Source organism: Campylobacter sp. CFSAN093226, assembly GCF_012897595.1.
Taxonomy (GTDB): domain Bacteria; phylum Campylobacterota; class Campylobacteria; order Campylobacterales; family Campylobacteraceae; genus Campylobacter_D; species Campylobacter_D jejuni.
In genome coordinates this window covers 438,214-463,964 of the sequence record NZ_CP040608.1, presented here as the reverse complement: position 1 = coordinate 463,964, position 25,751 = coordinate 438,214, and the positions used below count along the sequence as shown (strand labels likewise).

General features: G+C 32.4%; 22 protein-coding genes and 1 tRNA gene. 1 reads left to right on the top strand and 22 read right to left on the bottom strand.

The genetic code is table 11. The annotated features are described in order from the left end of the window. Positions 1-5: 5 nt before the first annotated feature. The 18 genes from trpC to FBF02_RS02380 form a co-directional block, all read right to left on the bottom strand. Positions 6-782 carry an indole-3-glycerol phosphate synthase TrpC gene (gene trpC / locus FBF02_RS02465; protein WP_002854779.1) on the bottom strand — a complete coding sequence of 259 codons (777 nt, stop codon included), beginning with the start codon at positions 780-782 and terminating at the stop codon, positions 6-8. Beyond that, positions 779-2,056, bottom strand: coding sequence for a hypothetical protein (locus FBF02_RS02460; RefSeq protein ID WP_002858550.1), 1,278 nt, complete (start codon positions 2,054-2,056; stop codon positions 779-781). The genes trpC and FBF02_RS02460 overlap by 4 nt, the downstream gene beginning before the upstream one ends. Further along, positions 2,029-2,403: a YkgJ family cysteine cluster protein gene (locus FBF02_RS02455; protein ID WP_002855009.1), complete on the bottom strand. Its 375-nt coding sequence runs from the start codon at positions 2,401-2,403 to the stop codon at positions 2,029-2,031. The genes FBF02_RS02460 and FBF02_RS02455 overlap by 28 nt, the downstream gene beginning before the upstream one ends. Continuing rightward, complete coding sequence (locus tag FBF02_RS02450; RefSeq protein WP_002858505.1) at positions 2,393-3,094, bottom strand: tRNA1(Val) (adenine(37)-N6)-methyltransferase; 702 nt, start codon at positions 3,092-3,094, stop codon at positions 2,393-2,395. Before FBF02_RS02450 ends, FBF02_RS02455 begins: the two co-directional genes overlap by 11 nt. A gap of 5 nt (positions 3,095-3,099) precedes the next feature. Further along, a complete protein-coding gene (locus FBF02_RS02445; RefSeq protein ID WP_002854981.1) occupies positions 3,100-3,249 on the bottom strand; it encodes a hypothetical protein in 150 nt (49 codons plus the stop codon). 17 nt (positions 3,250-3,266) lie between these two features. Then, positions 3,267-3,343, bottom strand: a tRNA-Arg gene (locus tag FBF02_RS02440). Between the two features lie 28 nt (positions 3,344-3,371). Next, on the bottom strand, positions 3,372-5,447 hold the full coding sequence (gene fusA / locus FBF02_RS02435; protein ID WP_002779472.1) for an elongation factor G: 2,076 nt from the start codon (positions 5,445-5,447) through the stop codon (positions 3,372-3,374). A 12-nt stretch (positions 5,448-5,459) separates the two neighbouring features. Further along, positions 5,460-5,930 (bottom strand): 30S ribosomal protein S7, encoded by a 471-nt coding sequence (gene rpsG / locus FBF02_RS02430; RefSeq protein ID WP_002779471.1) that lies wholly within the window; start codon positions 5,928-5,930, stop codon positions 5,460-5,462. A 69-nt stretch (positions 5,931-5,999) separates the two neighbouring features. Then, positions 6,000-6,386: a 30S ribosomal protein S12 gene (rpsL, locus tag FBF02_RS02425; protein ID WP_002782934.1), complete on the bottom strand. Its 387-nt coding sequence runs from the start codon at positions 6,384-6,386 to the stop codon at positions 6,000-6,002. 327 nt (positions 6,387-6,713) lie between these two features. Further along, positions 6,714-8,153: an aldehyde dehydrogenase gene (gene aldA / locus FBF02_RS02420; protein ID WP_002823713.1), complete on the bottom strand. Its 1,440-nt coding sequence runs from the start codon at positions 8,151-8,153 to the stop codon at positions 6,714-6,716. A 13-nt stretch (positions 8,154-8,166) separates the two neighbouring features. Beyond that, the gene (locus tag FBF02_RS02415; RefSeq protein ID WP_002858606.1) at positions 8,167-8,484 is read right to left on the bottom strand and encodes an L-rhamnose mutarotase; all 318 of its coding nucleotides are present in this window, start codon (positions 8,482-8,484) and stop codon (positions 8,167-8,169) included. Beyond that, positions 8,485-9,255 carry an amidohydrolase gene (locus FBF02_RS02410; protein WP_002837605.1) on the bottom strand — a complete coding sequence of 257 codons (771 nt, stop codon included), beginning with the start codon at positions 9,253-9,255 and terminating at the stop codon, positions 8,485-8,487. Next, entirely contained in the window at positions 9,239-10,495 is a 1,257-nt protein-coding gene (gene fucP, locus FBF02_RS02405) for an L-fucose:H+ symporter permease (RefSeq protein ID WP_002837603.1), read from the bottom strand. The genes FBF02_RS02410 and fucP overlap by 17 nt, the downstream gene beginning before the upstream one ends. 10 nt (positions 10,496-10,505) lie before the next feature. Further along, positions 10,506-11,294, bottom strand: a complete 789-nt coding sequence (locus FBF02_RS02400) for an SDR family oxidoreductase (RefSeq protein WP_002825115.1) — start codon at positions 11,292-11,294, stop codon at positions 10,506-10,508. Further along, positions 11,295-12,581, bottom strand: coding sequence for an MFS transporter (locus tag FBF02_RS02395; protein WP_002837601.1), 1,287 nt, complete (start codon positions 12,579-12,581; stop codon positions 11,295-11,297). 11 nt (positions 12,582-12,592) lie between these two features. Next, positions 12,593-13,759: a UxaA family hydrolase gene (locus FBF02_RS02390; protein WP_002837600.1), complete on the bottom strand. Its 1,167-nt coding sequence runs from the start codon at positions 13,757-13,759 to the stop codon at positions 12,593-12,595. Positions 13,760-13,761: 2 nt separating this feature from the next. Beyond that, a complete protein-coding gene (locus FBF02_RS02385) occupies positions 13,762-14,025 on the bottom strand; it encodes a UxaA family hydrolase (RefSeq protein ID WP_002858631.1) in 264 nt (87 codons plus the stop codon). Then, a complete protein-coding gene (locus FBF02_RS02380; protein ID WP_002858487.1) occupies positions 14,022-14,930 on the bottom strand; it encodes a dihydrodipicolinate synthase family protein in 909 nt (302 codons plus the stop codon). The genes FBF02_RS02385 and FBF02_RS02380 overlap by 4 nt, the downstream gene beginning before the upstream one ends. A gap of 230 nt (positions 14,931-15,160) precedes the next feature. Here FBF02_RS02380 and FBF02_RS02375 point away from each other — a divergent pair, with 230 nt between their 5' ends. Then, positions 15,161-15,922: an IclR family transcriptional regulator gene (locus tag FBF02_RS02375; protein ID WP_002793545.1), complete on the top strand. Its 762-nt coding sequence runs from the start codon at positions 15,161-15,163 to the stop codon at positions 15,920-15,922. A 30-nt stretch (positions 15,923-15,952) separates the two neighbouring features. On the opposite strand, the gene rpoC is transcribed toward FBF02_RS02375, so the two are convergent. The 4 genes from rpoC to rplJ form a co-directional block, all read right to left on the bottom strand. Beyond that, positions 15,953-20,506 carry a DNA-directed RNA polymerase subunit beta' gene (rpoC, locus tag FBF02_RS02370; RefSeq protein WP_002858508.1) on the bottom strand — a complete coding sequence of 1,518 codons (4,554 nt, stop codon included), beginning with the start codon at positions 20,504-20,506 and terminating at the stop codon, positions 15,953-15,955. Next, positions 20,499-24,635 carry a DNA-directed RNA polymerase subunit beta gene (gene rpoB / locus FBF02_RS02365; protein ID WP_077409342.1) on the bottom strand — a complete coding sequence of 1,379 codons (4,137 nt, stop codon included), beginning with the start codon at positions 24,633-24,635 and terminating at the stop codon, positions 20,499-20,501. The genes rpoC and rpoB overlap by 8 nt, the downstream gene beginning before the upstream one ends. Before the next feature lie 108 nt (positions 24,636-24,743). Then, the gene (gene rplL / locus FBF02_RS02360; protein WP_002858569.1) at positions 24,744-25,121 is read right to left on the bottom strand and encodes a 50S ribosomal protein L7/L12; all 378 of its coding nucleotides are present in this window, start codon (positions 25,119-25,121) and stop codon (positions 24,744-24,746) included. Between the two features lie 20 nt (positions 25,122-25,141). After that, positions 25,142-25,621, bottom strand: coding sequence for a 50S ribosomal protein L10 (gene rplJ, locus FBF02_RS02355; RefSeq protein ID WP_002858610.1), 480 nt, complete (start codon positions 25,619-25,621; stop codon positions 25,142-25,144). Between the last annotated feature and the right edge of the window lie 130 nt (positions 25,622-25,751).

Below are 25,751 nucleotides of genomic sequence, written 5' to 3'. Positions count from 1 at the left end.
CCTCCTTAAAGCAAAGCTTTTAAAGCCTTTCCTTCATCTTTTTCGCGCATAAAATATTCGCCGATTAAAAAAGCATCAACGCCTAAATTTTGCAAATGCTCTAAAAATTCTTTATTTTCTAAACCACTTTCTGCGATGATGATTTTTGAATTTGGGATTTGTGGGATAAGTTTTTCGCACAAACTCATATCCATAGTAAAATCCTCTAAATTACGATGATTGATACCGATAATATCCGCTCCAGCAAAAATAGCCTTACTCAAATCCTCTTTATCATGGATTTCAACCAAAGCCTCAAGACCTAAATGTCTTGCAAACTCAAGCAGTTTTTTAAGCTCTTTCATGCTTAGCATTTTAGCGATTAATAATACAAAATCCGCCCCATAAACCAAAGCTTCTAAAATTTGATACTCATCAAAGATAAAATCTTTTCTAAGTAAAGGAATTTGCGTATAACGGCGTATAAGACTTAAGTATTCTAAAGAACCTTTAAAAAAATGCGGCTCAGTTAAAACAGAAATCGCCGCAGCTTTGTTCTTCTCATAATTTAAAGCGATACTCAAAGGATCAAAGTCTTCTCTAATGACTCCCTTGCTAGGGCTTGCTTTTTTTACTTCTGCTATGATTTTAACTTCTTTTTCTACTCTTTTTAAAGCCTTAATCACATCTTTTGGAAAGAAAGGATTTGAAGCTAAAGAACGCCCTAACATATCATAAGGAAGTTTTAGTTTGCGTTCTTTTAAATCTTCTTTTGTTTTTTCAAAAATTTTATCCAATATCATGGTTTTATACACGCCTTTATCGCTTTTATATGAGCTTTGCTCTCATCAGAATTTGCAAATTCTTTATCATCTAATGTTTGTTTTAAAATTTCCCATGCTTGCTTACAATCGCCTAGTTTATAATACCCCCAAGCTAAAGAATCTAAATAATACAAATTCTGTGGATCTTTTTCTAAGGCAAGTTTCACAAGCTCTATACCTTTTTTAACATCTAAATCATAATCTATAAGCAAATATCCATAGTAGTTTAAATACAAAGCATTGCTATCTTTATCGATAGCCTGTTCGAATTTTTCTTTTACAGAATCAATTACTTTTGGAGTGATTTTTTTAGCTTCATTTGCAGCTTCAAATTCAAAAACTGCCGCTCGTAGAAGATATTCTTTATTTTTTGTTTTATGATAAAGAGCTAAACTCATTTTTTTAGCATCATCAAAGCGTTTTAAATTCTGATACAAAGCGAGTTTAATGTCATCATCTAAATCATACTGCAAAGAAATTTTTAAAGCTTCTTCTGTTTTGCCTTGAGAATTTAAAAGCTCAACTAAAGCCAATACAAAACTTTTATTTTTGGTAAGTTGATAAAGCTCTTTATATATACTTTTTAAAGCTTCGATATTTTTTTCATCAAAATAAATTTTAGCAAGCAAGACGCAAGTTTTGAGAGTACAACCATTGGTTTTTCTTGAAAATTCTAAAACATTTTTAATATTTAAAGTATCATTCAAAATCGCATAAATTCCTATGAGTTTAAATAAAATTTCTTCATTTTGCACTTGATTATAAGCAGATCTATAGTATTTTGTAGCATTTTTTAAATCATTTTTTTTAACCAAAATATCTCCGTAAAGCTCTAAATTTCTAGGATCACTATCCTTTTTTGTTAAAAGCTCTTTCATAAGTTTTTGAGCATTGTTGATATCATTTGAATTTAAAGCATAAAGAGCACTAAGTCGCTTAAGATTGTCATTTTGATTTAAATAAGGCTTTGCTAGATTATCTAACTCTGCTTGCTTGTCAAGATTGTTTGCTAAAGAAAGTAAAAATGCATTTTCTAAAAAATTAGTATTATTATAATCTTGATAAAGACTTAAAAATTCATCTCTGGCTTCTTTGTATTGTTTATAATACTCATAATTATAAGCCTTCATAACCCTTAAATCAAAATCATTGCTTTTATATTTTGTATAATCAGGATAAACAACATTGATTTTTGAACTTCCACAAGCTGCCAAAAAAAAGGCTGCTAAGACAAATAACAAATACCTATACATTCTTTTTCTAATTCCTTTTGATGTGTTTTAAAATATTCCCAAAATGGAAAAGTTCTGCATTGTTTTGGACGAAAATCGTAGATACTACAATTTCTTTTTTGAGTATCAAAAAAAATGCAAGCAAAGCCATCTTCACATTCGACCTCCTTAAAACTCATTTTAAAGCCCACTTTTCTCAAGTATTTTTCAGCAAATTCTTTGCTTTCTAAATTTAAATGCTTTCTTAATGCTTCTAATTCTTCCTTGCTCGCAAAAATATTGCCACTTTCTCCAGTGCAACACTTTCCACCGCATTTCTCACAAGCATTTTCATCAAAAGCATAAGAAAAATTTTTATCAAATATCATAACTTTTTAACCTAAATCTTAAGTGAATTTCTTGCATTTGTTTGCTTAAAATTTCATTTTCATATACAAAAAAAGGAGGTAAAATCTCACAAGGCGATTTTGAACCTTTTTTTACCTGTATCAAAACAAGTCTTGCTTTTTTGTTTTGATGTGTATGTACAAAGCAAAGCTTTGTTATTTTCATTTTCATATCTTTTAAAATAAAACAAATTTCATCTAAAGCTAAAGCTTCATAGCAAAAATACAAAGTACCATTTGGCTTAAGCATAGAATTTGTTTTAGCTAAAAAGCTATGCAAGGGTAAAAATTCCTGAAATTTACTTATAGCTTTATGCTGATCTTCACTCTTGTAAGCTCCTTGTCTATAAAATGGAGGATTGCAGACTATGAAGTCAAATTTTTTTATGATTTGAAATTGATTAAAATCATCATGAAAAATATCGCCTTGTATTTTGTTGGATTTTAAATTTTTTTCAATCAATTTTATATTTTCTTTTTGAATATCAATCAAAGATAAACTTAAATTTGCAATATTTTTTTTAAGTAAAATACCTATGATACCACAGCCCGCACCTACATCAAAAACAGCGCCTTTAATTCCTTGTTTTAAAATAAAATCAGCTAAAATTAAAGAATCACTATTGTAACGATACCCTTGTGATAATTGTGCTAGCGTAATCAGATCTGACATATATTTTAATGCGTTGGAATTTTAATGCGTTTTGGAGATTGTTCTTTAAATATATTTCGTTCTTTTGTTATATTATTATCTTCTTTAAAATTTACTGGGCTTTGTGCTGCCAAAAAAGAAATTACAAAAGTTATAAAAAAAGCAATTTTTATCATAATAACACCCCATAAAATGGTGTCCACGGCGAGATTCGAACTCACGGCCTCAAAATTAGGAATTTTGCGCTCTATCCTGCTGAGCTACGAGGACAGAAAGCGGGAAAAATCCCGCTAAAAATTTAACCGTTTCTTTTTTTGATGATTTCATCTGCAACATTTTTAGGAACTTCATCATAGTGATCAAATTCCATAGAATAAGTCGCACGACCTTGAGTTTGACTTCTAAGATCAGTAGAATAACCAAACATTTCAGCCAAAGGACAAAATGCTGTGATGATTTTATTTCCACCACGCTCATCCATGCTATTTACTTGACCACGGCGTTTGTTAAGATCTCCAATAACATCACCCATATAATCTTCGGGAGTTTCTACTTCAACTTTCATCATAGGCTCTAAGATCACAGCACCTGCTTTTCTAGCACCTTCTTTAAAGCCCATAGAAGCAGCAAGTTTAAACGCCATCTCAGATGAATCCACCTCGTGATAACTTCCATCATAAACAGTTACTTTAACATCTTCCACAGGATAACCTGCTAAAACACCATTTTGTAATGCTTCTTGAACACCTTTATCAACTGCAGGAATGTATTCTTTTGGAATTACTCCACCTTTGATATCATTAACAAATTCATATCCACTACCTGGCTCAAGTGGTTCAAGGCGTAAGAATACATGTCCATACTGACCACGACCACCTGATTGTTTAGCGTATTTGTATTCTTGTTCAACAGTTTTTCTAATAGTTTCGCGATAAGCAACTTGTGGTTGACCTACTTCAGCTTCAACTTTAAATTCACGAAGCATTCTATCAACGATAATTTCAAGGTGCAACTCACCCATACCTGAAATGATAGTTTGGCCACTTTCTTCATCTGTAGAAACTCTAAAACTTGGATCTTCTTGTGCTAATTTATTTAAAGCAATAGACATTTTTTCTTGATCTGCTTTAGTTTTTGGCTCAACTGCAACAGAAATAACTGGATCTGGAAAATCCATTCTTTCAAGGATTACCTTATCTTTTTCACTTGCAAGAGTATCCCCTGTTAAAGTATCTTTAAGTCCTACAACAGCACCAATTTCGCCTGCGTAAAGCACTTTAATCTCTTCTCTTTTGTTAGAGTGCATTTTTAACAAACGACCAATTCTTTCTTTTTTATCTTTAGTTGAGTTATAAGCATAAGAACCACTTTCTAAACAACCGCGATAAACACGCACGAAAGTAAGTTGTCCTACAAATGGATCTGTCATAATTTTAAATGCAAGTCCTGCAAACTCGCCATCATCAGTTGATTTTACAGAAACTTCTGTGCCATCTTCATATTCACCCTTGATATTTGCCACTTCATCAGGAGCTGGTAAATAAGCCACAACAGCATCAAGTAAAGGTTGAACCCCTTTATTTTTAAACGCTGTACCGCAAAGCATAGGAACGATAGAAAGACTTAAACATCCTGCTTTAATCCCTGTTTTAATCTCTTCAAGGCTTAATTCTTCTCCGCCTAAATATTTTTCCATCAACTCATCTGAAGTTTCAGAAACTGCTTCTATCATTTTTGTGCGATATTCTTCTGCCTTTTCTTTAAGTTCAGCTGGAATTTCTTTTTCTACATAATCCGTTGGCTTAGTATCATCTTCCCAAACTAAAGCTTTCATAGTTACAAGATCGATTACGCCTTTAAAATTATCCTCAGCACCGATTGGAATTTGAAGTGGAACTGGATTAGCTTTTAAACGGTTGCGAATTTGATCTTCTACATTGTAGAAATTTGCACCGATTCTATCCATTTTGTTTACAAATACTATTCTTGGAACACCATATTTATTTGCTTGTCTCCAAACTGTTTCACTTTGAGGCTGCACCCCACCCACTGAACAAAATACCGCAACAGCACCATCAAGAACACGCATAGATCTTTCAACTTCAATTGTAAAATCCACGTGGCCTGGAGTGTCAATAAGATTGATTTGATGATCTTTCCAAAAACAAGTTGTAGCCGCAGAAGTGATAGTAATCCCGCGCTCTTTCTCTTGTTCCATCCAGTCCATAGTTGCAGCACCATCATGAACTTCACCGATTTTATGACTCATACCTGTAAAGAAAAGAATTCTTTCAGATGTAGTCGTTTTACCCGCATCAATGTGAGCAGCAATACCGATATTTCTAACTTTTTTTAAAGGAGTACTTCTTGACATACACACTCCTTCTTACCAACGATAGTGAGCAAATGCTTTATTTGCTTCAGCCATTTTATAAGTATCTTCTTTCTTCTTAAATGAAGCACCTTTGCTATTTGCTGCATCTAAAAGCTCAGCTGCAAGTTTATCAATCATAGTTCTTTCGCTTCTTTTTCTTGCAAAAGAAATAATCCAACGAATCGCCAAAGCTTGTTGTCTAGCAGGACGAACTTCAACTGGAACTTGATAAGTTGCACCACCTACACGACGAGATTTTACTTCTAATAAAGGCTTAATATTTTCAATCGCATCATTAAAAATATCAATACCTTTTTTCTCGCCACCTTTTTTATCAATAGCTTCCAAAGCACCATACATAATTGTTGTAGCTGTGCTTTTTTTACCATCATACATTAAAGAATTAATAAATTTTGTGATTACTTTATTACCATAAATCGGATCAGGCAAGACTTCTCTTACCGGAGCTTTTCTTCTTCTCATTATTTTTCCTTCAAATTTTAAATTTTACTCAAACAAAATCAAATCTAACGGATTTGTCTGTATGAATGATTATTTTGCAGCGCCTGCTTTAGGACGTTTAGCACCATATTTAGAACGAGAAACTGTTCTTTTTGCAACACCTGCTGTATCAAGAGCACCACGAACGATGTGATATTTAACCCCTGGTAAGTCTTTTACCCTACCACCACGCACTAAAACAATGCTGTGTTCTTGCAAGTTATGACCTTCACCGCCGATATAGCTGATCACTTCAAAGCCACTAGTAAGTCTTACTTTGGCAACTTTTCTTAACGCTGAGTTTGGTTTTTTAGGTGTTGTAGTATAAACCCTAGTGCAAACTCCCCTTCTTTGTGGACAATTTTTAAGCGCTGGAGATTTAGATTTTTCTAAAACTTTTTTGCGCTCTTTTCTAACCAATTGATTTATGGTAGGCACAATAATTCCTTTCTTTAAAAATGTAATAAACTTTGGATGATATCTAAAATTTACTTACAAAAATATAAACTAGAAATAATTTAAATGCTTTTAAAAATTTTTATAAAATAAACCTACATAATTTACATTAATATTTATAAAACATAAACTAATTTTTAATTATTGTTTTACTTATAAAAATAATCTTACTCATTTTAGACAAAATGAAAAATTCCAAAATTGATTTTAAGAAATTACTAAAAAAGTGTTTAATCCATAGTTATAAAGCATCATACTTGATTCCAAGATTATAATAACTCCTATCTAAAAATTTAGATAGGATAAAAATCATTGTTTATTAGTATTATACTGCAAATATACCACATGGGTAGCTAAATATTCTTCAAGACCATGTTTTCCATCAGCTCCGCCTATGCCACTTTTTCTAAAGCCTGCATGAAAACCTTGCATAGCCTCAAAATTTTCACGATTAATATAAGTTTCACCAAATTTAATTTCTCTGCTAGCTCTCATTGCTATATCTAAATTTTGTGTATAAATAGAACTTGTAAGACCATATTCACAATCATTTGCCATATCAATAGCTTCATCAAGTGTATCAAATTTAGCAATAGGTAAAATCGGAGCAAAAATTTCTTTTTGCATGATCTCATCTTCGTGTTTAACATTAGTAAGAACGCTTGCGGGAAAATAATACCCACTTGTATCAATGATTTTTCCACCGCATTCTACAATCGCTCCTTTAGCTGTAGCTCTTTGAAGCATTGCCAAAGCATTATCAACTCCTGCTTGATTGACCAATGGTCCCATATCAAAATCACCTTTTAAGGTATTTCCAACACTTACTTTACTCATGGCTTTTACAAATTTGTCTACAAATTCATCATAAACGCTTGTATGCACATAAGCTCTTTCAGCACAATTACAAACTTGTCCGTTATTGCAAATTCTACTTGCTTTAATCGCTTCTACTGCTAAATCAATATCCGCATCTTTGCACACTATAGCTGGCGCCTTTCCACCAAGTTCTAAAGAAACTTTGATAATATTTTTAGCTGCAGCTTCCATTACTCTAGTCCCTGCTTCAACACTTCCTGTAAGACTTACCATACCTATATTTTCATTGCTTGATAATTCATATCCTACTACACTGCCTTTACCTGCAACTAAGTTAAAAACACCTTTTGGTAAAGAACTTTGCGAAACAAGCTTTGCAAATTCAAAAGCATTGTTTGGAGTTTCACTGCTTGGCTTTATAACAATAGTATTTCCTGTTAGTAAAGCAGGTGCCATCTTCCTTGCGATTAAGAAAAATGGAAAATTCCAAGGTAAAATTCCACCAATTACCCCAATAGCACTTTTATATAAATATATATGCTCATTAGCCCTATCGCTTTGTATGATTTCACCCTCATATCTTCTAGCCCATTCGGCCGTATAATCCATATAATCTGCTGTAAAATTAATCTCTATGCTAGCCAAAACTCTGGTTTTTCCTTGCTCTTGCATTAAAACTTCGGTTAAGAAATTAGCATTTTTGCGTATTAAACTAGCTATTTCTTTTAAATGATTTGCTCTTTCAATCGCTGGTTTAGCCTCCCAAACTTTTTGTGCTTTTTTGGCTGCTTCAATCGCTCTTTTAGTATCTTCTAAAGAAGCGCTAGCTACTCTTGAAATCACTTCTTTGGTAGCTGGATTTAAAACTTCGATAAATTCTCCATTATGTGGGATAAACTTTCCATCAATATAATTTAAATAAGTTGTCATTTTTTCTCCTTTTTTAGTCTAAGTGAAATACTTCTTCCATATTTAGCCATTTTTGTCCTACATAGCCTAAAGATATTTGACAAGGATCTGTTACTTTCCACCATTTTTGTGTGCTTTCATCTCTTGCCATTTTAGCCATGTCTACTTCAAAATCAGCACCTATATATTCAAAATATGCAAATAAATATTCCCCAAACAAATAAATGGAATAATTTTGTATATTGCATTCCTTAATCATCTCACAAACCCCTTCATAAGGCTTTGTGTGAAGCTCTTTGTATTCTTCTATTTTTTCTTTTTTTATTTTTATGATTTGACCGTATCTTTGCATTCATCCTCCTTTATAAATTAATAAAGCATTTTTGTAAAATATTTTATCTAGATCATCAAAAATTTTACTCTCTATAATAAGCTTGGCCCACTTAGCTGGAGTTATCTTTGCCACTGGATAATTGCTCCCAAATATAAATTTATTCTCACTAAAATTTTCTTTTAAAAAAGCAAAAAGCTCAAAAATAAATTCCTTAGGAGTTTCTTGCGAAAAACCATCAGGAATAGAAAGCTTGATATATAAATTTTGAAATTTTTTCAAAAAACTTAAATCTTTTTTGTATTCATTTAAACGATTTATTTTTGGACTTCCTAGATGATTTAAAACCACTTTTAAATTTGGATTTTTACTTAAAAATTTTTCTAAAAAACCAAGCTCTTCATTTTTAATACAAGCCTCAAAAGGTATATTGAAAGTTTTTAAAATTTCTATTTTTTCTTCAAAGTCTGCTTCAAATAGTCTTTTAGCTCCTTTTTTGCTCGTGTGCATTACTTCCCTAAAAGAACTAAGCTCTTCTTTATGCTTAAAATCCGCTAAACAAAACAAAAGATTATGAAGCTTTTTTTGCTCCAAAGCAAACAAAGCTTCCTTTTCTAAATCATCACTATTAACCTCAACATACATAGCACCTATAAATTCAAATTCTTTATATTCTTGTTTCATCCTAAAAAAATCATAATTTTGCTCTAATTTTTCATCGTCTTTTATCCATGAAATAGGTATTTTTTCCAAATCCCAAAGGTGTAGATGAGCATCAAAAATCTTTTGCATTTTTTCTCACTTTTGAGCCTATAAAGCCATACCAAGCCACATATAAAAACAAAGGTGCCATTGCTAAATACCCAGCGCCTGTACCATAATGATCATTAATAAAACCTATAATTATAGGCATAATTGCTCCACCTACTATGCTCATCACAAGCAAAGAACCGCCTAGTTTTACTTGATTTAAAGGTAAATTTTTTGTTGCTACCGCAAAAATAGTAGGAAAAGAAATAGACATAAAGAAAAATAAAGCTATTAAAAGCACTATGCTAAAAAACCCGCTAGCAAAATACAAGCTAAAGCATATAAGCACATTGATTAGAGAATAAAATCCTAAAATTTTTTCACCTTTGATTATCTTCATCAAAGGAGTAGAAACAATGCGCCCTAGCATAAATGCAACCAAAGCTATAGAAAAATAATAAGCACCTTGCGCATCTTTTAAACCTTCATTATGTTCTACAACATAATTGATAAAAAAAGCTCCTGCTGCAACTTGATTGGCTATATACAAAAACTGCGCTAAAAGCCCTAAGTTAAAATGTCTGTGTTTAAAAACATATATGGGCTTAGAATCATCTTTTTGCTTATAATCATCACTTACCGCACTTCCTTCTGGAAGCTTATTTGCAACAAAAGCAATTAAAATCAAAATAACAATGACAGCAATTCCTATATAAACAAGCTGGACATTTCCCATATTAGCTACCAATGCAGCCTCGATTTGCTCTTTACTCGCACCCTCTTCTTGTTTAGTAATAGATAAAAATAAAACTCCGCCTATAATAGGTCCTACAAATTGCCCCAAACCATTAAAACTTTGCGCAGCATTGATTCTAAAACTCGCATTTTTTTCATCACCAAGCTTTGTCATGTAGGGATTTGCACTAGTTTCTAAAGAACCAATACCACAAGCTAAAATAAAAAACGCAAACAAAAACAAATGAAAAGAAGCCAAATTTGTAGCAGGTATAATAAGCAAAGCTCCTATGGCATAAAGAGCTAAGCCAAAAATGATTCCCATTTTATAAGAAAATCTATTGGCTATATAACCTGCGGGTAAGGCTATGATAAAATAAGCACCAAAATAAGCAAACTGTAAAAAGCCACTTTCATGCTGGCTAATATGAAGATGATTTTGAAAATTTTTATTCATCACATCAATAAGTCCATAGCTTACTCCCCATAAAAAGAAAAGAGAAGTTACCAAAACAATAGCTATTTTTATATTTTTAGAATCAGTCATTTTTTACTCCTTAGTTTTCATCCCAATTTAATGCTCTATCTAAATGCACATAACCTCCATCTGGCATTAAAATTTGCCCTGTAGTATGTGAAGCAAGGGGACTAAGTGTAAAAACCGCTGTATTTGCAATTTCCTCTATGGTAGTAAAACGATGGCCTAAAGGTATAGCTTTTGCGATTTTTTCATATTGCTCTTTAGGATTAGGAAAATTTTGCAGCCATTTTTCATAAAGAGGAGTCATAACTTCAGCAGGAGCTATAGCATTTACCCTAACATTATCCTTAGCAAAAGCACAAGCCCATTCTCTAGTAAAACCCATTTGAGCCGCTTTGGCCGAAGCATAAGCTGAAGTTCTTCCTTGTCCTGTGATGCCTGTTTTACTCACTATATTTAAAATACTGCCTTGTTCTTTTTTAATGTAAGGCAAACATTCTTTGGTCATAGTATAATAATGAAAAAGATTATTTTCATAAGATTTTATCAAATCTTGAGTACTTGTATTTTCAATATGTAAATTATCATTTGTACCTGCATTATTTACAAGAGCATAGATTCCACCATGTTTGATAGCAACTTTTTTTACAAGCTTTTCAATTTGCTCATAATTTTTTAAATCAATTTCATAAAATTCATACTCACTAGATAATTTTTTTAATTCTTTATCGTGCTCTTTAGGCATAGATCTTGAAAAAATTACAGGAATTCCGCCTTCGCTTGCCCATAATTTAGCAATACCATACCCAATACCTTTAGCCCCTCCTGTAATAATACAAACCTTATTTTTAATTTTTAAATCCATTTATTCTCCTTTATCTAAATTTAAAGTTATTTTTAAATGTATTAATACCAATACACCTAAAATTGCTATCAATGCTAACACTATAAGTCCAAACTCAACTCCAAAATGATTTTCTATATATGTTTTTAAAGTAGGAGCTACAAAACCTCCTAAATTTCCCAAGGATCCTATAAGAGCAATAGCAGCCGCGGCTCCTTTTCCTTTTAAAACTTGAGTTGGCAAATTCCAAAATATAGGCTGAATGACTATAAAACCTATAGCAGCCAAGCTAATAAAAAATAAAAATGCCGCCAAATTTGTAACAAAAGTTGAAGCTATCATGCTCAAACTTGCTAGCAGTAAAAATAAAATCGCATGTAAATTCCAAGAATGTTTTTTATCAGCCAATGAGGTAAATATTGGCAAGGCGATAAAAACAAAAATCCAAGGTATGGCATTTAAAAGTCCAACTTCAAAACCTACATTTATTTGCAATATTTGGGCAATTTTACTTGGTAAATAAAAAAGCACTCCATAAACACTTAATTGAATACAAAAATAAACAAATACAAATTTCCACACCAAAATACTTTTAAAAATATCTTTTATAGAATAATCCTTAGCTTTAGTATTGGAAATTTCAATATGTTTTAGCAAAATATCTTTTTCTTTTATATCTAACCATTTTGCATCTTTTGGATGTGAATCAAGATAAAATAAACAAAAAATACCTACTAAAACGGTAATACCTCCTTCTATTAAAAACATCCATTGCCAATTTTTAAAATATATATTTGGTGTATAATCAAGTATAAAACCGCTAATTAAAGAACCAAAAACAAAAGCAATTGGAACTCCCATTTGATAAATTCCATAAACCTTAGATCGATATATAGCTGGGAAAAAATAACTAAGGTATAAAATAATGCCTGGACTAAAACCTGCTTCAGTTAAACCCAATAAAAATCTTAATACATAAAAACTTATTTCTCCTTGTATAAAAATCATTGCCATAGTTACAAGACCCCAAGTGATCATTATACGGCTCAACCAAATTTTTGCTCCTAATTTATGCAAAAATAAATTTGAAGGCACTTCAAAAATGGCATAACCTATAAAAAATATTCCAGCACCCAAAGCATAAGCAGCCTCACCGATGCCTGCATCAATTTCTATATGAGATTTCACAAAGCTAATATTTGTCCTATCAAGCATAGAAAGACAAAACATCAAAACAATCAAAGGCAAAATACGCCAAGATATTTTTTTACATACTAACTCTAACTTTATTGAATTTGCATGTTTCATCACTTTACCCTTTAACAAGTTGTAGCAAGTCTCCAAACTGAAAAATCATTTTGCTCGTTAAGCTCTGCTTTTACCAATTCTCCATCTGAAATTCGCACGATTAATTCTATAAGCTCATCACGCACTTCTTCTTTTGTTTTTACCCCATCTATAATGCTTCCTGCGTTAATATCAATAGCATCATTCATATTTTCATAACAAAAAGTATTAGAACTCATTTTGATAGTAGGCACGATAGCAGAACCCGTTGGAGTGCCACGACCTGTAGTAAAAACACAAATATTTGCTCCACCTGCAACCATAGCACTAAGTTGTTCTATATCATTGCCTGGTGTATTCATAAAAGTTAAACCTTTAGAAACTACAGGCTTAGCATAATCAATCACATCCATTAAGGTTCTAGTTCCTGCCTTATAAACACAGCCTAAAGATTTTTCCTCTATAGTACTAAGCCCGCCTGCCATATTTCCTGGGCTAGGATTTGCTCCTCGAATATCAGCATGAAAAGATTTGACTAAATTCTCATAAGCTAAAATCTTATCATATACCTTTTTAGCTATTTCATCGTTTTTTGCTCTCTTAGCTAGTATGGCTTCACAACCTATAAGTTCTGTAGTTTCTGCTAAAATTACCGCACCACCCTCATCGATTACAAAATCACTCAAACTTCCTAAAGCAGGATTAGCACTAAGTCCGCTATAGCTATCACTTCCACCGCATTCTGTGCCTAAAATCAAATCACTGAAATCTCCTTCACTTTTTTGTAATTTTGCAGCACTTTCAAGCATTTCATTGACTATTTTGATACCATTTTCAATGGTATTTTTACTACCACCACATTCTTGTATCACTAAATATTCAACCTTTTTATAAGGCGTTGCTTCTTTGATTTTTTCTGCTACTGCTTTGGCTTGTATTACCTCACAACCAAGCCCTATAATTAAAACACCAAAAACATTGGCATTGCTCCCATGACCTATTAAAACATCTCTAGTTTGTAAAGCATCAAATTCAAGCTGGGAGCAACCATGCTGATGGTTGATATAAACTGCTCCATTACATTTTCTAGCTATATTTTCACACACTTTATTAGCACAATGTACACTTGGTATGATAATGACTTTATTTCTTAAACCAAATTTTCCATCTTCCCTTCTATAACCCATTATCTTTTTCATTTTCATTCCTTATCTCCACGACCTCTAATTCCCGCAGTATTATGGATATGCACCCATTCCCCTGTACTAATATCGCAACTTGCACTAGCTATAGCTTCTGCGTATTTGATAATAATTTCATCTTTTTTTATATCCTTTAGTGCAAATTTATGTCCGCTTGCAATATCATTTAAAAGCTCAATATTTGCCACTTTTTCGCCTTTTTTAAAGTCACGCAAAGCTGTGGCAATATTGTCTTTTTCATTGACTATAATATATCCTTTCATAGTTTTATACCTGTTTCTTTTTCTATAGTTTTAATAAGCTCTTTTGCTTCATCAAAGCGAGTGTTTAATTCTTCTTTTGTAGCAGGTGATAAAGGATGAATACTAGCATTTACAAATTCAAATCCTCTGGCCTTTAAAAGCAAAGCAAAACCCATAGGAAAAGCTATGCTCATACCAAATCTTATGGCCTTTAATAAACTTTTTTGTATTAGCAAAGCTCTGCCTATATTTTTTTCATTGATTGATTTGTAAATTTCGCTCATAAGTTCTGGAAAAACTCCACCTATGCTAGTCATAGAACCTTTTACACCTGCTAATAATGCACCTACATAAAATTCTTCTCTTCCTACAAAAACATCAAAATTACTAGGTACTACATCTAAAATATGATTTAAAAGCAAAGCATCTCCGCTACTATCTTTTATACCCACAACATTATCAAGCTTTGAAACCTTTTCTATAAATTTTAAGCTTAGTGCTGGTGCAAAAAGAGGTATATTATAAACATATAAGGGAAGTTTCACTTCAGAAGCTAAATATTTTACATATTCAAAAAGTGCATCTTCACTCAATTTATAATAATAAGGCATAGCAAGTAATAAGGCATCAAGACCTAATTCATAAGCTTTTTGCGCCAAAATAAAAGTGTTTTCATAAATTGTCGAGGTAATACCCGTGATGATAGGTATATTATTTTTTGTAGCCTTTTTGGTGAGTTTCATTAACTTAACTTGCTCTTCCACGCTCAAAGCTTGAGAATCCCCTGCACTTCCATTACAAAACAATCCGTTCAAGCCTTTAGAAATACCAAATTCACAATAGCGAATAAATTCTTTTTCATTGATACTTCCATCATCTTTATATGGAGTAAGTAAAGCCGGTAAAGTTCCTTTTAAAATTCCCATTTTTTTCCTTTCGTATATACAAAAATATATTTATATACAAAAAATATAACAAAATATTTGTAAAAAAATCAAGCTGTTAACTTGGTAAAAATTCGTATTTTATTCTTATTAACTGCCAATTTTTACAAAAAAAATATTAAAATTAATAAATAATAAAAATTATGATTTTATGTTACTAAAAGTAAAAAATATGCTAAAATTTATAAAAATAAAACAAGGATAAAGACAATATGCATCAGCCCACTCTTAGAGTGTTAAATATTCTAGAATTACTTGCAAAAGAAAAGCTTACCTTAAGTGCTATAGCTAAAAAATTAAACATTCCTGCTGGAACTCTTTGGCCTATTTTACAAACTCTTCAAGAAAAAAAATATATCAAATGTGATTTAAAAAATAAAAGTTATTATTTGGATTTTAAGATTATAGAATTAGGATGTAATATAAAAAATGAAAATAATATTTTTGAAATAATCAAAAAGCATATGAAAAATATAAGAAATTTAACCAATCAAACTTGTCAAATGGGAATTTTAAAAGATGGAAATGTGCTTTATTTAGAAAAAATTGATGCCAATAATACAGTACAATTAAAATCTTTTATAGGCACTTCGTATCCTGCTTATGCAACATCTTTAGGCAAAGCCTTACTATCAAATAAAAATAAAAAGGAATTAGAAAAACTTTATCCTAAAAATTTTGATAAAATTACAGAAAACACCTTAAATAATATAAATGAACTCTATCAACAAATCAAGCAAATTAAAAAAGAAAAAATTGCCATAGAAATTGGAGAAATGAATCCTCAAATTGAATGTATGGCTATAGGCATAGAACATAAAAATAAAATAATTGCTGCCATTAGTATATCTTATCTAATTTATTGCTCTAATAAAGCTTTTAGAGAAAAAAATAAAAAAATACTTCTAGAAGAAAAAAATAAAATAGAAAAAGTTTTAAAAATTTATTTTAATGATTTAGATACACTGTATTAATATAGCCCCGAAGGGCTATAAAATAGAGTTTTATTCTTGTTCTTTAAGTTTTAAATTTTGTTCGCCATAAAGCCCTGTTCCAACAGGAATCATTCTACCTAGAATAACATTTTCTTTTAAATCTTCTAAGTAGTCAAATTTACCTGCTATACTTGCTTCAGTTAAAACTTTGGTAGTTTCTTGGAATGAAGCCGCAGAAATCACACTATCACTTCCAATCGCTGCTCTTGTTACACCTAAAAGCACAGGCTCGGCAATAGCTGGTTCTCCACCCATTCTAATGATTCTTTCATTTTCTTCACGGAATTTACGTCTTGAAACCAAATCACCTTCAATAAATTTCGTATGTCCACTATCTACAACTTTTACTTGTCTTAGCATTTGAGAAACGATAACTTCTATATGTTTATCAGAAATCACAACACCTTGTCCGCGATAAACTTGCTGAATTTCAGAAATCAAATAATAATGCAAGGCTTTTTCACCTAAAATTTTAAGCACATCATGACTCGAAACAACTCCATCTGTAAGTTTTTCACCTGCATGAATAAACTCTCCATCTCTTACTTGAATATGTTTTGATTTGTCGATTAAATACTCAGCACTTGTTCCATCTTCTGCTTGGATAATAATTCTTTCTTTAGAACGCAAAGGCTTATCAAAACGAACAACACCATCAATTTCTGCAATCACAGCCGCATTTTTTGGTTTTCTTGCTTCAAAAAGTTCAGAAACTCTTGGAAGACCTCCTGTAATATCCTTTGATTTAGCTGCTGCTTTTGGAGTTTTTGCTAAAATATCTGCTTGAGCAATTTTATCGCCATCATGAACAAAAATAACGGTTTTTGGTTCAAGGTGATAACGCACAGCTTTATCACCTTTTCCTGCAATTACCAAAGTTGGTCTAACTCCGCTAGGTAAATACTCATTAATTACTAAAGAACGCTTACCTGTAGCTTCATCAATTTGCTCATCGGCACTATAACCTGCTTCAATATCCTCAAAGCTTACAACACCATCAATTTCTGCAATGATAGTATTATTATAAGCATCCCATTCTGCAATCACTTTTCTTTCTTTTTTAGGAGCACTTGCAATGATAGTATTTGCGTCATCGATTTTTTCACTATCGTTAAATTCTATCTTAGATTCTCTTGGGATATAGTGTCTTTTTGCTTCTCTATCATTTTCATCAGCAATCACTACAAAGAATCCTTTTTCTTTAACAATATCACCTTTTTTAACATTTTTTACTCTATCTAAACCATCGCCTTTAAGGATGTAAAATTTGAGTGTTCCTTTTTCGCCTGCTTTGATATTTTGAACTACAGGCTCGCCATCTTCTACTAAAATTTCACTCGCAAAAGGAATACGATTTGGTACATTCCAACCCTCTTTAATCACTTCTACGATACTTTCATTTTCTTCTACTTGCATGCCGCTTTGATATGGCAAATAAAGTTTTCCATCTATACTGCCACTTACACCTGCTAATTCATTTGGTTTAGCAAGATCGTATTTTCTTAATATGTATTTTACTTCTTGTTTTTTATCTTTAATAGAAACAATCACATCTTCATGAATATTTTCTATATTAATCACACCTTTAAATGGAGTTTTGATTTTTGGCTCCACAAGTAAAACCGCCGCATTTCTACGATTTGCTACGATATTTTTACCTTCTTTGTTTTTATAAGTTTTAAGATTATAAAATCTTATAAAACCTTCTTTTTGTGCGCTTACTTGTCTATCTTGTAAATCCGTACTTGCAGTTCCCCCGCTATGGAAAGTTCTTAGAGTTAGCTGCGTTCCTGGTTCACCGATAGATTGAGCGGAAATAATTCCCACTGCTTCGCCTGGTTTTACTAATTTACCTTCACCAAGATTGATACCATAACATTTTGCACAAATTCCTTTTTTAGCTTTGCAGGTAATAGGAGTGCGGATATTGACACTTTTTATACCGCTTTCGCCAAGAATTTTTGCTTTTTCCTCATCCATTAAAGTACCTTCCGCAAAAAGCACAGAATTTGTAATAGGATCAATCACATCCTCAGCTAAAACCCTGCCTAAAATTCTTTCTTCTAAAGTTTCTATAATAGAACTATCTGCGGTAATTTCATTGATTTCAACACCCTCATGTGTTCCACAATCTTCAATGGTAATTTTTACATTTTGTGCAACATCGATGAGTTTTCTTGTCAAATAACCCGCATTTGCTGTTTTAAGAGCGGTATCTGCAAGACCTTTTCTAGCACCGTGAGTTGAAATAAAGTATTCAAGAACATTTAGCCCTTCACGGAAATTTGAAATAATAGGCGTTTCGATAATAGAACCATCAGGTTTGGTCATAAGTCCTCTCATCGCAGCAAGCTGAGAAATTTGAGCTGCACTACCCCTAGCACCAGAATCTGCCATCATATAAATAGAGTTAAAACCTTCTTTATCTTTTTCTACAAGCTTCATCATTTCTTTTGAAAGAACATTGTTTGTACTTTTCCAAATATCAATGATTTTATTGTATCTTTCCCCTGAAGTAATCAAACCGAGATTATAAGAATTTTGAATTTCTCTTACTTGTTTTTTTGCTTCATCGATAGCTTTTTGTTTATCATTAGGAACAATAATATCTGCAATCGAAATTGAAATACCTGCTTTAGTTGCATATTCAAAACCTAAATTTTTAAGTCTATCTAAGAAACTTGCTGTAATCTCTAAACCACCTTGTTTATAAACATAATCTACAAGCGCAGCAATGTCTTTTTTCTTTAAGACTTTATTCCAACTATTTTCAGGCACAAAATCAGGCAAGATGGATTTAACAATCAATCTTCCTGCTGTAGTGGTAATCTTTCTACCATCTACCATAGTTTGTATGCTCGCATGAATATCCAAACACTTGCTTTCAAGTGCCATCATCACTTCATCAATGCCTGTACAAATTTTATGCGAACCTTTAGCACCTGCTTTTTCCAACGAAAGATAATAAATTCCTAAAACCATATCTTGCGATGGAACGGTTACAGACTTACCGCTTGCTGGTAAAAGAATATTCATTGATGAAAGCATAAGCACTTTACATTCTGCAATAGCCTCTTGAGAAAGCGGTACATGCACTGCCATTTGATCCCCATCAAAGTCTGCGTTAAATGCTGCACAAACCAAAGGATGAAGTTGTATAGCCTTACCTTCCACTAAAACAGGATGAAAAGCTTGGATAGAAAGCTTATGCAAAGTAGGTGCACGGTTTAGCATAACAGGATGTCCCTTTACTACCTCTTCTAAACATTCCCAAACTTCATTGGTTTTATTTTCTATCATTTTTTTAGCTTGTTTTACTGTGGTTGCATAACCTTTTTCTTCAAGCTTAGCTAAAAGATGTGGCTTAAAAAGCTCTAAAGCCATTTTTTTAGGTAAACCGCATTGATCCATTCTAAGTTTTGGACCTACAACAATAACGCTACGACCTGAGAAATCCACCCTTTTACCTAGTAGATTTTGTCTAAAACGTCCTTGTTTCCCTTTGATGATTTCACTTAAAGATTTCAATGGGCGTTTATTTGCTCCTTTTACAGCATTAGCACGACGACCGTTGTCAAAAAGCGCATCAACAGCCTCTTGAAGCATTCTTTTTTCATTTCTGATAATGATTTCAGGTGCATCAAGTTCCATAAGTTTTTTAAGACGTGTATTTCTATTGATAACACGACGATATAAGTCATTCACATCAGAAACTGCAAATTTCCCACCATCTAAAGCCACTAAAGGACGCAAATCTGGCGGTAAAACTGGAAGATTTGTAATCATCATCCATTCAGGACGATTTGGTACAGCTTCGTCGCTATCGGTATTGGCGTTTAAATTTGAATTTAAGAAATTTTCTACAACTTTTAAGCGTTTAATGATAGTTTTTTTCTTAGCCTCTGAATTTGTAGCCCCCATTTCTTCTTTAAGCTGATTTAAAAGCGCTACAAGATCTAAATTTGCAAGTAAATCACGAACAACTTCTCCACCCATTCTTGCTTTAAAGCCGCTATTTTCATAGCGTTGCATTAAATTTTGATATTGCTCTTCGTTCAAAACATCGCAATATTCCACTTTTTTAGTACTTTCATTATCATAGAAAGCATCACCTGGGTTTTCAACAATATAAGCTTCATAATAAAGCACGCGCTCAAGATCTTTCATCTTAACACCCAAAAGCGTTCCTATACGGCTTGGAAGAGAATTAACATACCAAATATGAGCCACAGGAGTTACAAGCTCGATATGCCCCATTCTAGAACGACGCACTTTTGAATTTGCTACTTCAACACCACATTTTTCACACTTAACGCCTTTAAAACGCATTTTTTTGTATTTACCACAAAGACACTCATAATCTCTTATAGGTCCAAAAATCTTTGCACAAAAAAGCCCATCTCTTTCAGGCTTTAAGGTTCTATAATTAATAGTTTCTGGTTTTTTTACTTCTCCATAAGACCATGATTTGATTTTTTCAGGACTTGCAAGTCTTAGTTGAAATGCTTCAAAATCTCTAGGTCTTGCATCTTCTTTAATTTCTATTACTTTAAATTTACTCATTATCTTCATCCTTATCAAAAATCTCAACATCTAAAGCAAGAGATTTAAGCTCATTGGTTAATACAAAAAATGTTTCAGGAATTCCTGTTGCTGGAACATTTTCACCTTTTGTCAATGCTTTATAGGCACTAAATCTACCTTCTACATCATCTGATTTTATGGTTAACATTTCTCTTAAAGTGTGAGCCGCTCCATAAGCTTCAAGTGCCCAAACTTCCATTTCTCCAAATCTTTGTCCCCCAAAGAGTGCTTTACCACCCACAGGTTGTTGGGTAACCAAGCTATAAGGTCCTGTACTTCTTGCATGAACTTTTTCATCAACCAAGTGATGGAGTTTTAGCATATACATACATCCTACATGAACACGCTCTGCAATTTTTTCCCCCGTGCGTCCATCATAAAGTTCTGTTTTGCCATCCATATCTATCTTAGCCATTTTAAAAAGCTTGCTAAATTCTTCTATATTTACACCTTCAAAAACAGGAGTAGAAAATTTAACTCCTTTACTCCAGTCTCTAGCATAGTTTAAAAGCTCTTCATCGCTTAAGCTTTTAATAAATTCTTTTTCGTTTGCAAGTCTTGGAATAGAACAAATTTCAAGTATTTTCGCTCTTAATTCTTTAAGAAAATCTTTTTGCTTTCTATCAAAAATTTCTTGAATTTGATCCCCAAGTCTAAGTCCAACTAAACCTAAATGACTTTCTAAAATTTGACCTATATTCATACGACTTGGAACGCCAAGTGGATTAAGCGCAATATCCACGCTCTTACCATTTGGCAAATAAGGCATATCTACTTCAGGAACTATAGTTGAAACTATACCTTTATTTCCATGACGTCCTGCCATTTTATCACCGACTTTAAGCTTTCTTTTTGTAGCAATATAAACTTTAACAAGCTTAATTACCCCACTTGGTAAAATATCATCTTTTTCTAAAATTTCAAGCTTTTCATCGTGTTCTGCTTTTAATTTTTTCTTCTCATTTTGGAAATGATTTTTTAAATCATCGTATTCTTTTTGAATCTCTTTAGAATAAGCTTTAATCAAAGTTGTTAAAGTAAAACGATTGATTTTTTCAAGTTCGCTAATATCTGCAGTTTGTCCTTTTTTATAATTTTTATCTCCAATTTTTTGATCGCTATTTAAAGAGGCTTTGGAAAGAAGAGCACAAACACGAAGCATTTCTTCTCTATCCATCATCAAAAGTCTATCATGATGCTCTTTTTCTAAAGCCATTTTTTCTTTATCATAAGATTTTATTGCGCGATCATCTTTTTCATAGCCTTTTTTAGTGAAAATTTTAACATCCACAACAACACCCTCTAAAGAAGCGGTTGCATAAAGGGATTTATTCACAACATGTCCTGCTTTTTCTCCAAAAATCGCTCTTAAAAGTCTTTCTTCAGGAGTTGGTTTAACCTCACCTTTTGGAGAAACCTTACCCACCAAAATCATACCTGGTTTGATATGGGTACCAATTTTTGCAATACCGCTCTCCTCAAGATGCGCAACATCTTCTTCTTTTACATTTGGAATATCTTTGGTAATTTCTTCTATACCGTCTTTTAGTTCTCTTGCTTCAATTTCTTTTTCATAAATGTGCACGCTTGTAAAAGTATCTTCACGAATAATTCTCTCACTTACAACTATAGCATCCTCATAGTTATAACCATTCCAAGGCATAAAAGCGATTAAAGCATTTTTACCTATAGCAAGTTCGCCTTGATCCATAGAAGGACCATCTGCGATAATTTGTCCTGCTTTTACTATATCACCTTTTTTAACAATAGGGTGTTGAATATAATTTGTATTTTGATTGGTTCTTAAATTTTTCTCCATAGTGTAATGGTCAATAAATGGACCTTTATCATCTTCACCTAAAATGAAAATGCTTTTATTATCCACTTTCTCAACCACACCGCCACGCTTTGCTTTAACAGCTTCCCAAGCATCACGCGCAATAATTTGTTCCATACCTGTTCCTACTATCGGAGCTGAAGCAGTAAGAAGTGGCACAGCTTGACGTTGCATGTTTGAACCCATTAGCGCTCTGTTTGCATCATCGTGCTCTAAAAACGGAATCAAAGAAGCTGCAACTCCAACAACCATACCTGAGCAAAGATCGATTAATTGCACTTCTTCGCGTCTTGCAAGTATAGTTTCACCATCTTGCCTAGCCTCAACAAATTCTTCTACTATATTGCCTTTAGCATCAACCTTAGTTGAAGCTGGTGCGATAAACAAGCCTTCTTCTTGTGTCGCTGTAAGATAAACAACTTCATTAGTCACTTTACCATTTACAACTTTTCTATATGGCGCTTCAACAAAGCCAAGTTCATTTACTTTTGCATAAGTAGAAAGAGTGTTAATCAAACCAATATTTTGACCTTCAGGTGTTTCAACTGGACAAATTCTACCATAATGTGTCGCGTGAACATCACGCACTTCAAAACCTGCTCTTTCTTTTACAAGTCCACCTTCACCAAGCGCTGACAAACGACGCTTATGAGTAACCTCGCTTAAAGGGTTGGTTTGATCCATAAATTGCGAAAGCTGACCTCCTGTAAAAAATTCAATGATAGTTGTAGTAATCATTTTAGGATTGATTAAATCATAAGGCATTACTTTATCAAGATCCGCATTTAAAGAAGTAAATTTATCTCTGATCGCCTTTTGCATTTTTGCAAGACCTAAATGAAGTTCATTGGCTAAAAGTTCACCTATAGAACGGATACGACGATTTCCTAAATGATCTCTATCATCAATATGTCCTTTACCATTTTTTACTTTAATTAAATATTTTGCAGTTTTAATAATATCTTCATTAGTCAAAACAGTAACATACTCAGGTACTTCAAGACCTAATTTATGGTTCATTTTCATACGACCTACCTTGGTAAGATCGTATCTTTCAGGATTGAAGAATAAATCATTTACAAAAGCCTTCGCTGCATCTTTTACCACAGGTTCACCTGGGCGCATAACTTTGTAAATTCTAATCGCAGCTAAATCATTTTCATCATCGATATTTTCACTTTGTTTAAGAAGTTTTAGAGTTTCTCCATCTTGGGCAAAGGAGTTAATAATCGCTGCATCAACGCCATTAGCCAAGTCATTTGCTATATCAAAACTTTTTTGCTCTTTAATCTTAGCAAGCTTACTCTCATCTAACAAAGTTAAAGAATCAAATAAAACCTCTCCACTTTCTTTATCAATAATAGGATTTGCTAAATAACGATTAAGTAAAATTTCTACAGGATATTCTATCCATTTTAAACCGTCTTTAATAAGCTGTTCTGCTTTTTTCTTTGTAAGTCTTTTTCCAGCTTGATGAACGATTTTTCCTTTTTCATCTTTAATATCATATTCTATTCTATCCATAAAATCATTTGGATTAAATTCTGTTAAAAATTTATCTTTTTTCACATGTATAGTCTGAATAGGATAAAACAACTTAATAATATCTTGTTTTTTATACCCTAAAGCTCTAAAAAGCATAGTTACAGGAACTTTTCTACGCTTATTGATTCTTACATACAAAACATCTTTGGCATCGTATTCAAAATAAAGCCACGAACCACGATCAGGAATAATTTGTGCTGTATAAACAAGCTTATTTGCAACCGTTGAACTTTCTTCTTCTTTAAAAATAACACCAGGGCTTCTATGTAATTGATTTACAACCACTCTCTCAACCCCGTTAATGATAAAAGATACACGATCTGTCATTAAAGGAATTTCGCGGATATAAATTTCTTGTTCTTTAATATCTTTTACGCCAACTTTTTCCCCTGTTTTTTCATCTTTTTCATGCAGAGTAAGACGGATTTTCATTTTTAAATTTACAGAATAAGTCAAACCTCTTTCCATGCATTCGCGAATGGTATATTTTGGCTTGCCTATTTCACTACTAACATATTCAAGACTCAATCTATTTTGCGGATCATGAATAGGAAAAATTGATTTAAAAACTTTTTCTATACCACTTTCACCATTATCAAGATTTAAAAAATAATCAAAACTCTTTTTTTGTAATTGTAGAAGATTTGGGATTTCTATTTGTTTTGAAATGTTTGAGAAGTCTACTCTTAAACGATTTCCTAATTTATTATCTAACATATCGCACATACCTCATGGTAAATTTTGTAAATTTAAAAAAGAAGACCTAAAAATTAGGTAAAAATAAAAAAAGAAGACTTGCCTTGGCAAATCTTCTTCTAACTTTAAAGCTTAAAATTACTTAAGTTCTACTTTAGCACCAGCTTCTTCAAGTTGTTTTTTAGCTTCCTCAGCTTCAGCTTTAGCCACACCCTCTTTTAGAGTTGAAGGAGTTTGCTCAACTGCATCTTTTGCTTCTTTAAGACCAAGGCCTGTAAGAGCACGAACGATTTTAATAACTTCAATCTTTTTAGCACCGCCATCAGTTAAAACGATATCAAATTCAGTTTTTTCTTCAGCAGCAGCTACAGCACCACCAGCTACAGCACCACCAGCTACCATTACAGGAGCAGCAGACACACCAAATTTTTCTTCAAATTCCTTTACAAGTTCTGATAACTCAAGAACACTTAAATTTGAAATATATTCTAATACATCTTCTTTAGAGATTGCCATTTTTTATCCTTTTATTTAATTTATTCAGATTCTTTTTTATTTTTAAGCGCATTTAAACCTATTGTGAAATTGGTAATTGGCGCATTCCAAACTTGCAAAAGCATAGCAAGCAACTCATTGCGTGAAGGCATTTTAGCAAGAGCTTTAACCTTAGCAACATCTGCAACTTCGCCTTCAATATGAGCTGTTTTGATTTCAAATTTATCGTTATTTTCTTCAAATTTAGCAGCTACTTTTGAAACACTTAGCTGATCTTCGCCCCAAAGATAAATATTTGTATCTTTAAGAACTAGACCTGTTTTACCGGAATTGTTAAGAGCAATGTTAGCCAAAGTATTTTTAACAATTTGAACTTTTACATTGTTTTCTCTTGCATTATTTCTAAGCTCTTCTAGTTTTTTTGTGCTAAGACCTCTGTAATTACAAACTACAATAGCTTCACTAGCTTTAAAACCTTCTTCAAGTTTAGCAATAATCTCAACTTTTTCGCTTCTAGTCACATTTTCTCCTTTCCGATTGAGATTTCAAGTAGAGTGGAAATCCAATTAAGCTTACGCCTCGACTATCTTCAATCTAAAATAAACATTTCAAAAAATCAAAAATTTTTTCAAATGTTTATTTTAAAACAAA

Excerpts from the sequence above, each read along its gene's own strand:
- rpoC (WP_002858508.1), bottom strand. The coding sequence starts at position 20,506 with ATGAGTAAATTTAAAGTAATAGAAATTAAAGAAGATGCAAGACCTAGA.
- FBF02_RS02400 (WP_002825115.1), bottom strand. The coding sequence starts at position 11,294 with ATGGATTTAAAAATTAAAAATAAGGTTTGTATTATTACAGGAGGGGCT.
- FBF02_RS02415 (WP_002858606.1), bottom strand. The coding sequence starts at position 8,484 with ATGCAAAGATACGGTCAAATCATAAAAATAAAAAAAGAAAAAATAGAA.
- rpoB (WP_077409342.1), bottom strand. The coding sequence starts at position 24,635 with ATGTGCGATATGTTAGATAATAAATTAGGAAATCGTTTAAGAGTAGAC.
- FBF02_RS02390 (WP_002837600.1), bottom strand. The coding sequence starts at position 13,759 with ATGAAAAAGATAATGGGTTATAGAAGGGAAGATGGAAAATTTGGTTTA.
- aldA (WP_002823713.1), bottom strand. The coding sequence starts at position 8,153 with ATGACAACTTATTTAAATTATATTGATGGAAAGTTTATCCCACATAAT.
- FBF02_RS02385 (WP_002858631.1), bottom strand. The coding sequence starts at position 14,025 with ATGAAAGGATATATTATAGTCAATGAAAAAGACAATATTGCCACAGCT.
- FBF02_RS02445 (WP_002854981.1), bottom strand. The coding sequence starts at position 3,249 with ATGATAAAAATTGCTTTTTTTATAACTTTTGTAATTTCTTTTTTGGCA.
- fusA (WP_002779472.1), bottom strand. The coding sequence starts at position 5,447 with ATGTCAAGAAGTACTCCTTTAAAAAAAGTTAGAAATATCGGTATTGCT.
- FBF02_RS02410 (WP_002837605.1), bottom strand. The coding sequence starts at position 9,255 with ATGCAAAAGATTTTTGATGCTCATCTACACCTTTGGGATTTGGAAAAA.
- FBF02_RS02450 (WP_002858505.1), bottom strand. The coding sequence starts at position 3,094 with ATGTCAGATCTGATTACGCTAGCACAATTATCACAAGGGTATCGTTAC.
- trpC (WP_002854779.1), bottom strand. The coding sequence starts at position 782 with ATGATATTGGATAAAATTTTTGAAAAAACAAAAGAAGATTTAAAAGAA.
- rplL (WP_002858569.1), bottom strand. The coding sequence starts at position 25,121 with ATGGCAATCTCTAAAGAAGATGTATTAGAATATATTTCAAATTTAAGT.
- FBF02_RS02460 (WP_002858550.1), bottom strand. The coding sequence starts at position 2,056 with ATGTATAGGTATTTGTTATTTGTCTTAGCAGCCTTTTTTTTGGCAGCT.
- rpsG (WP_002779471.1), bottom strand. The coding sequence starts at position 5,930 with ATGAGAAGAAGAAAAGCTCCGGTAAGAGAAGTCTTGCCTGATCCGATT.
- FBF02_RS02455 (WP_002855009.1), bottom strand. The coding sequence starts at position 2,403 with ATGATATTTGATAAAAATTTTTCTTATGCTTTTGATGAAAATGCTTGT.
- FBF02_RS02380 (WP_002858487.1), bottom strand. The coding sequence starts at position 14,930 with ATGGGAATTTTAAAAGGAACTTTACCGGCTTTACTTACTCCATATAAA.
- FBF02_RS02395 (WP_002837601.1), bottom strand. The coding sequence starts at position 12,581 with ATGAAACATGCAAATTCAATAAAGTTAGAGTTAGTATGTAAAAAAATA.
- FBF02_RS02375 (WP_002793545.1), top strand. The coding sequence starts at position 15,161 with ATGCATCAGCCCACTCTTAGAGTGTTAAATATTCTAGAATTACTTGCA.
- fucP (WP_002837603.1), bottom strand. The coding sequence starts at position 10,495 with ATGACTGATTCTAAAAATATAAAAATAGCTATTGTTTTGGTAACTTCT.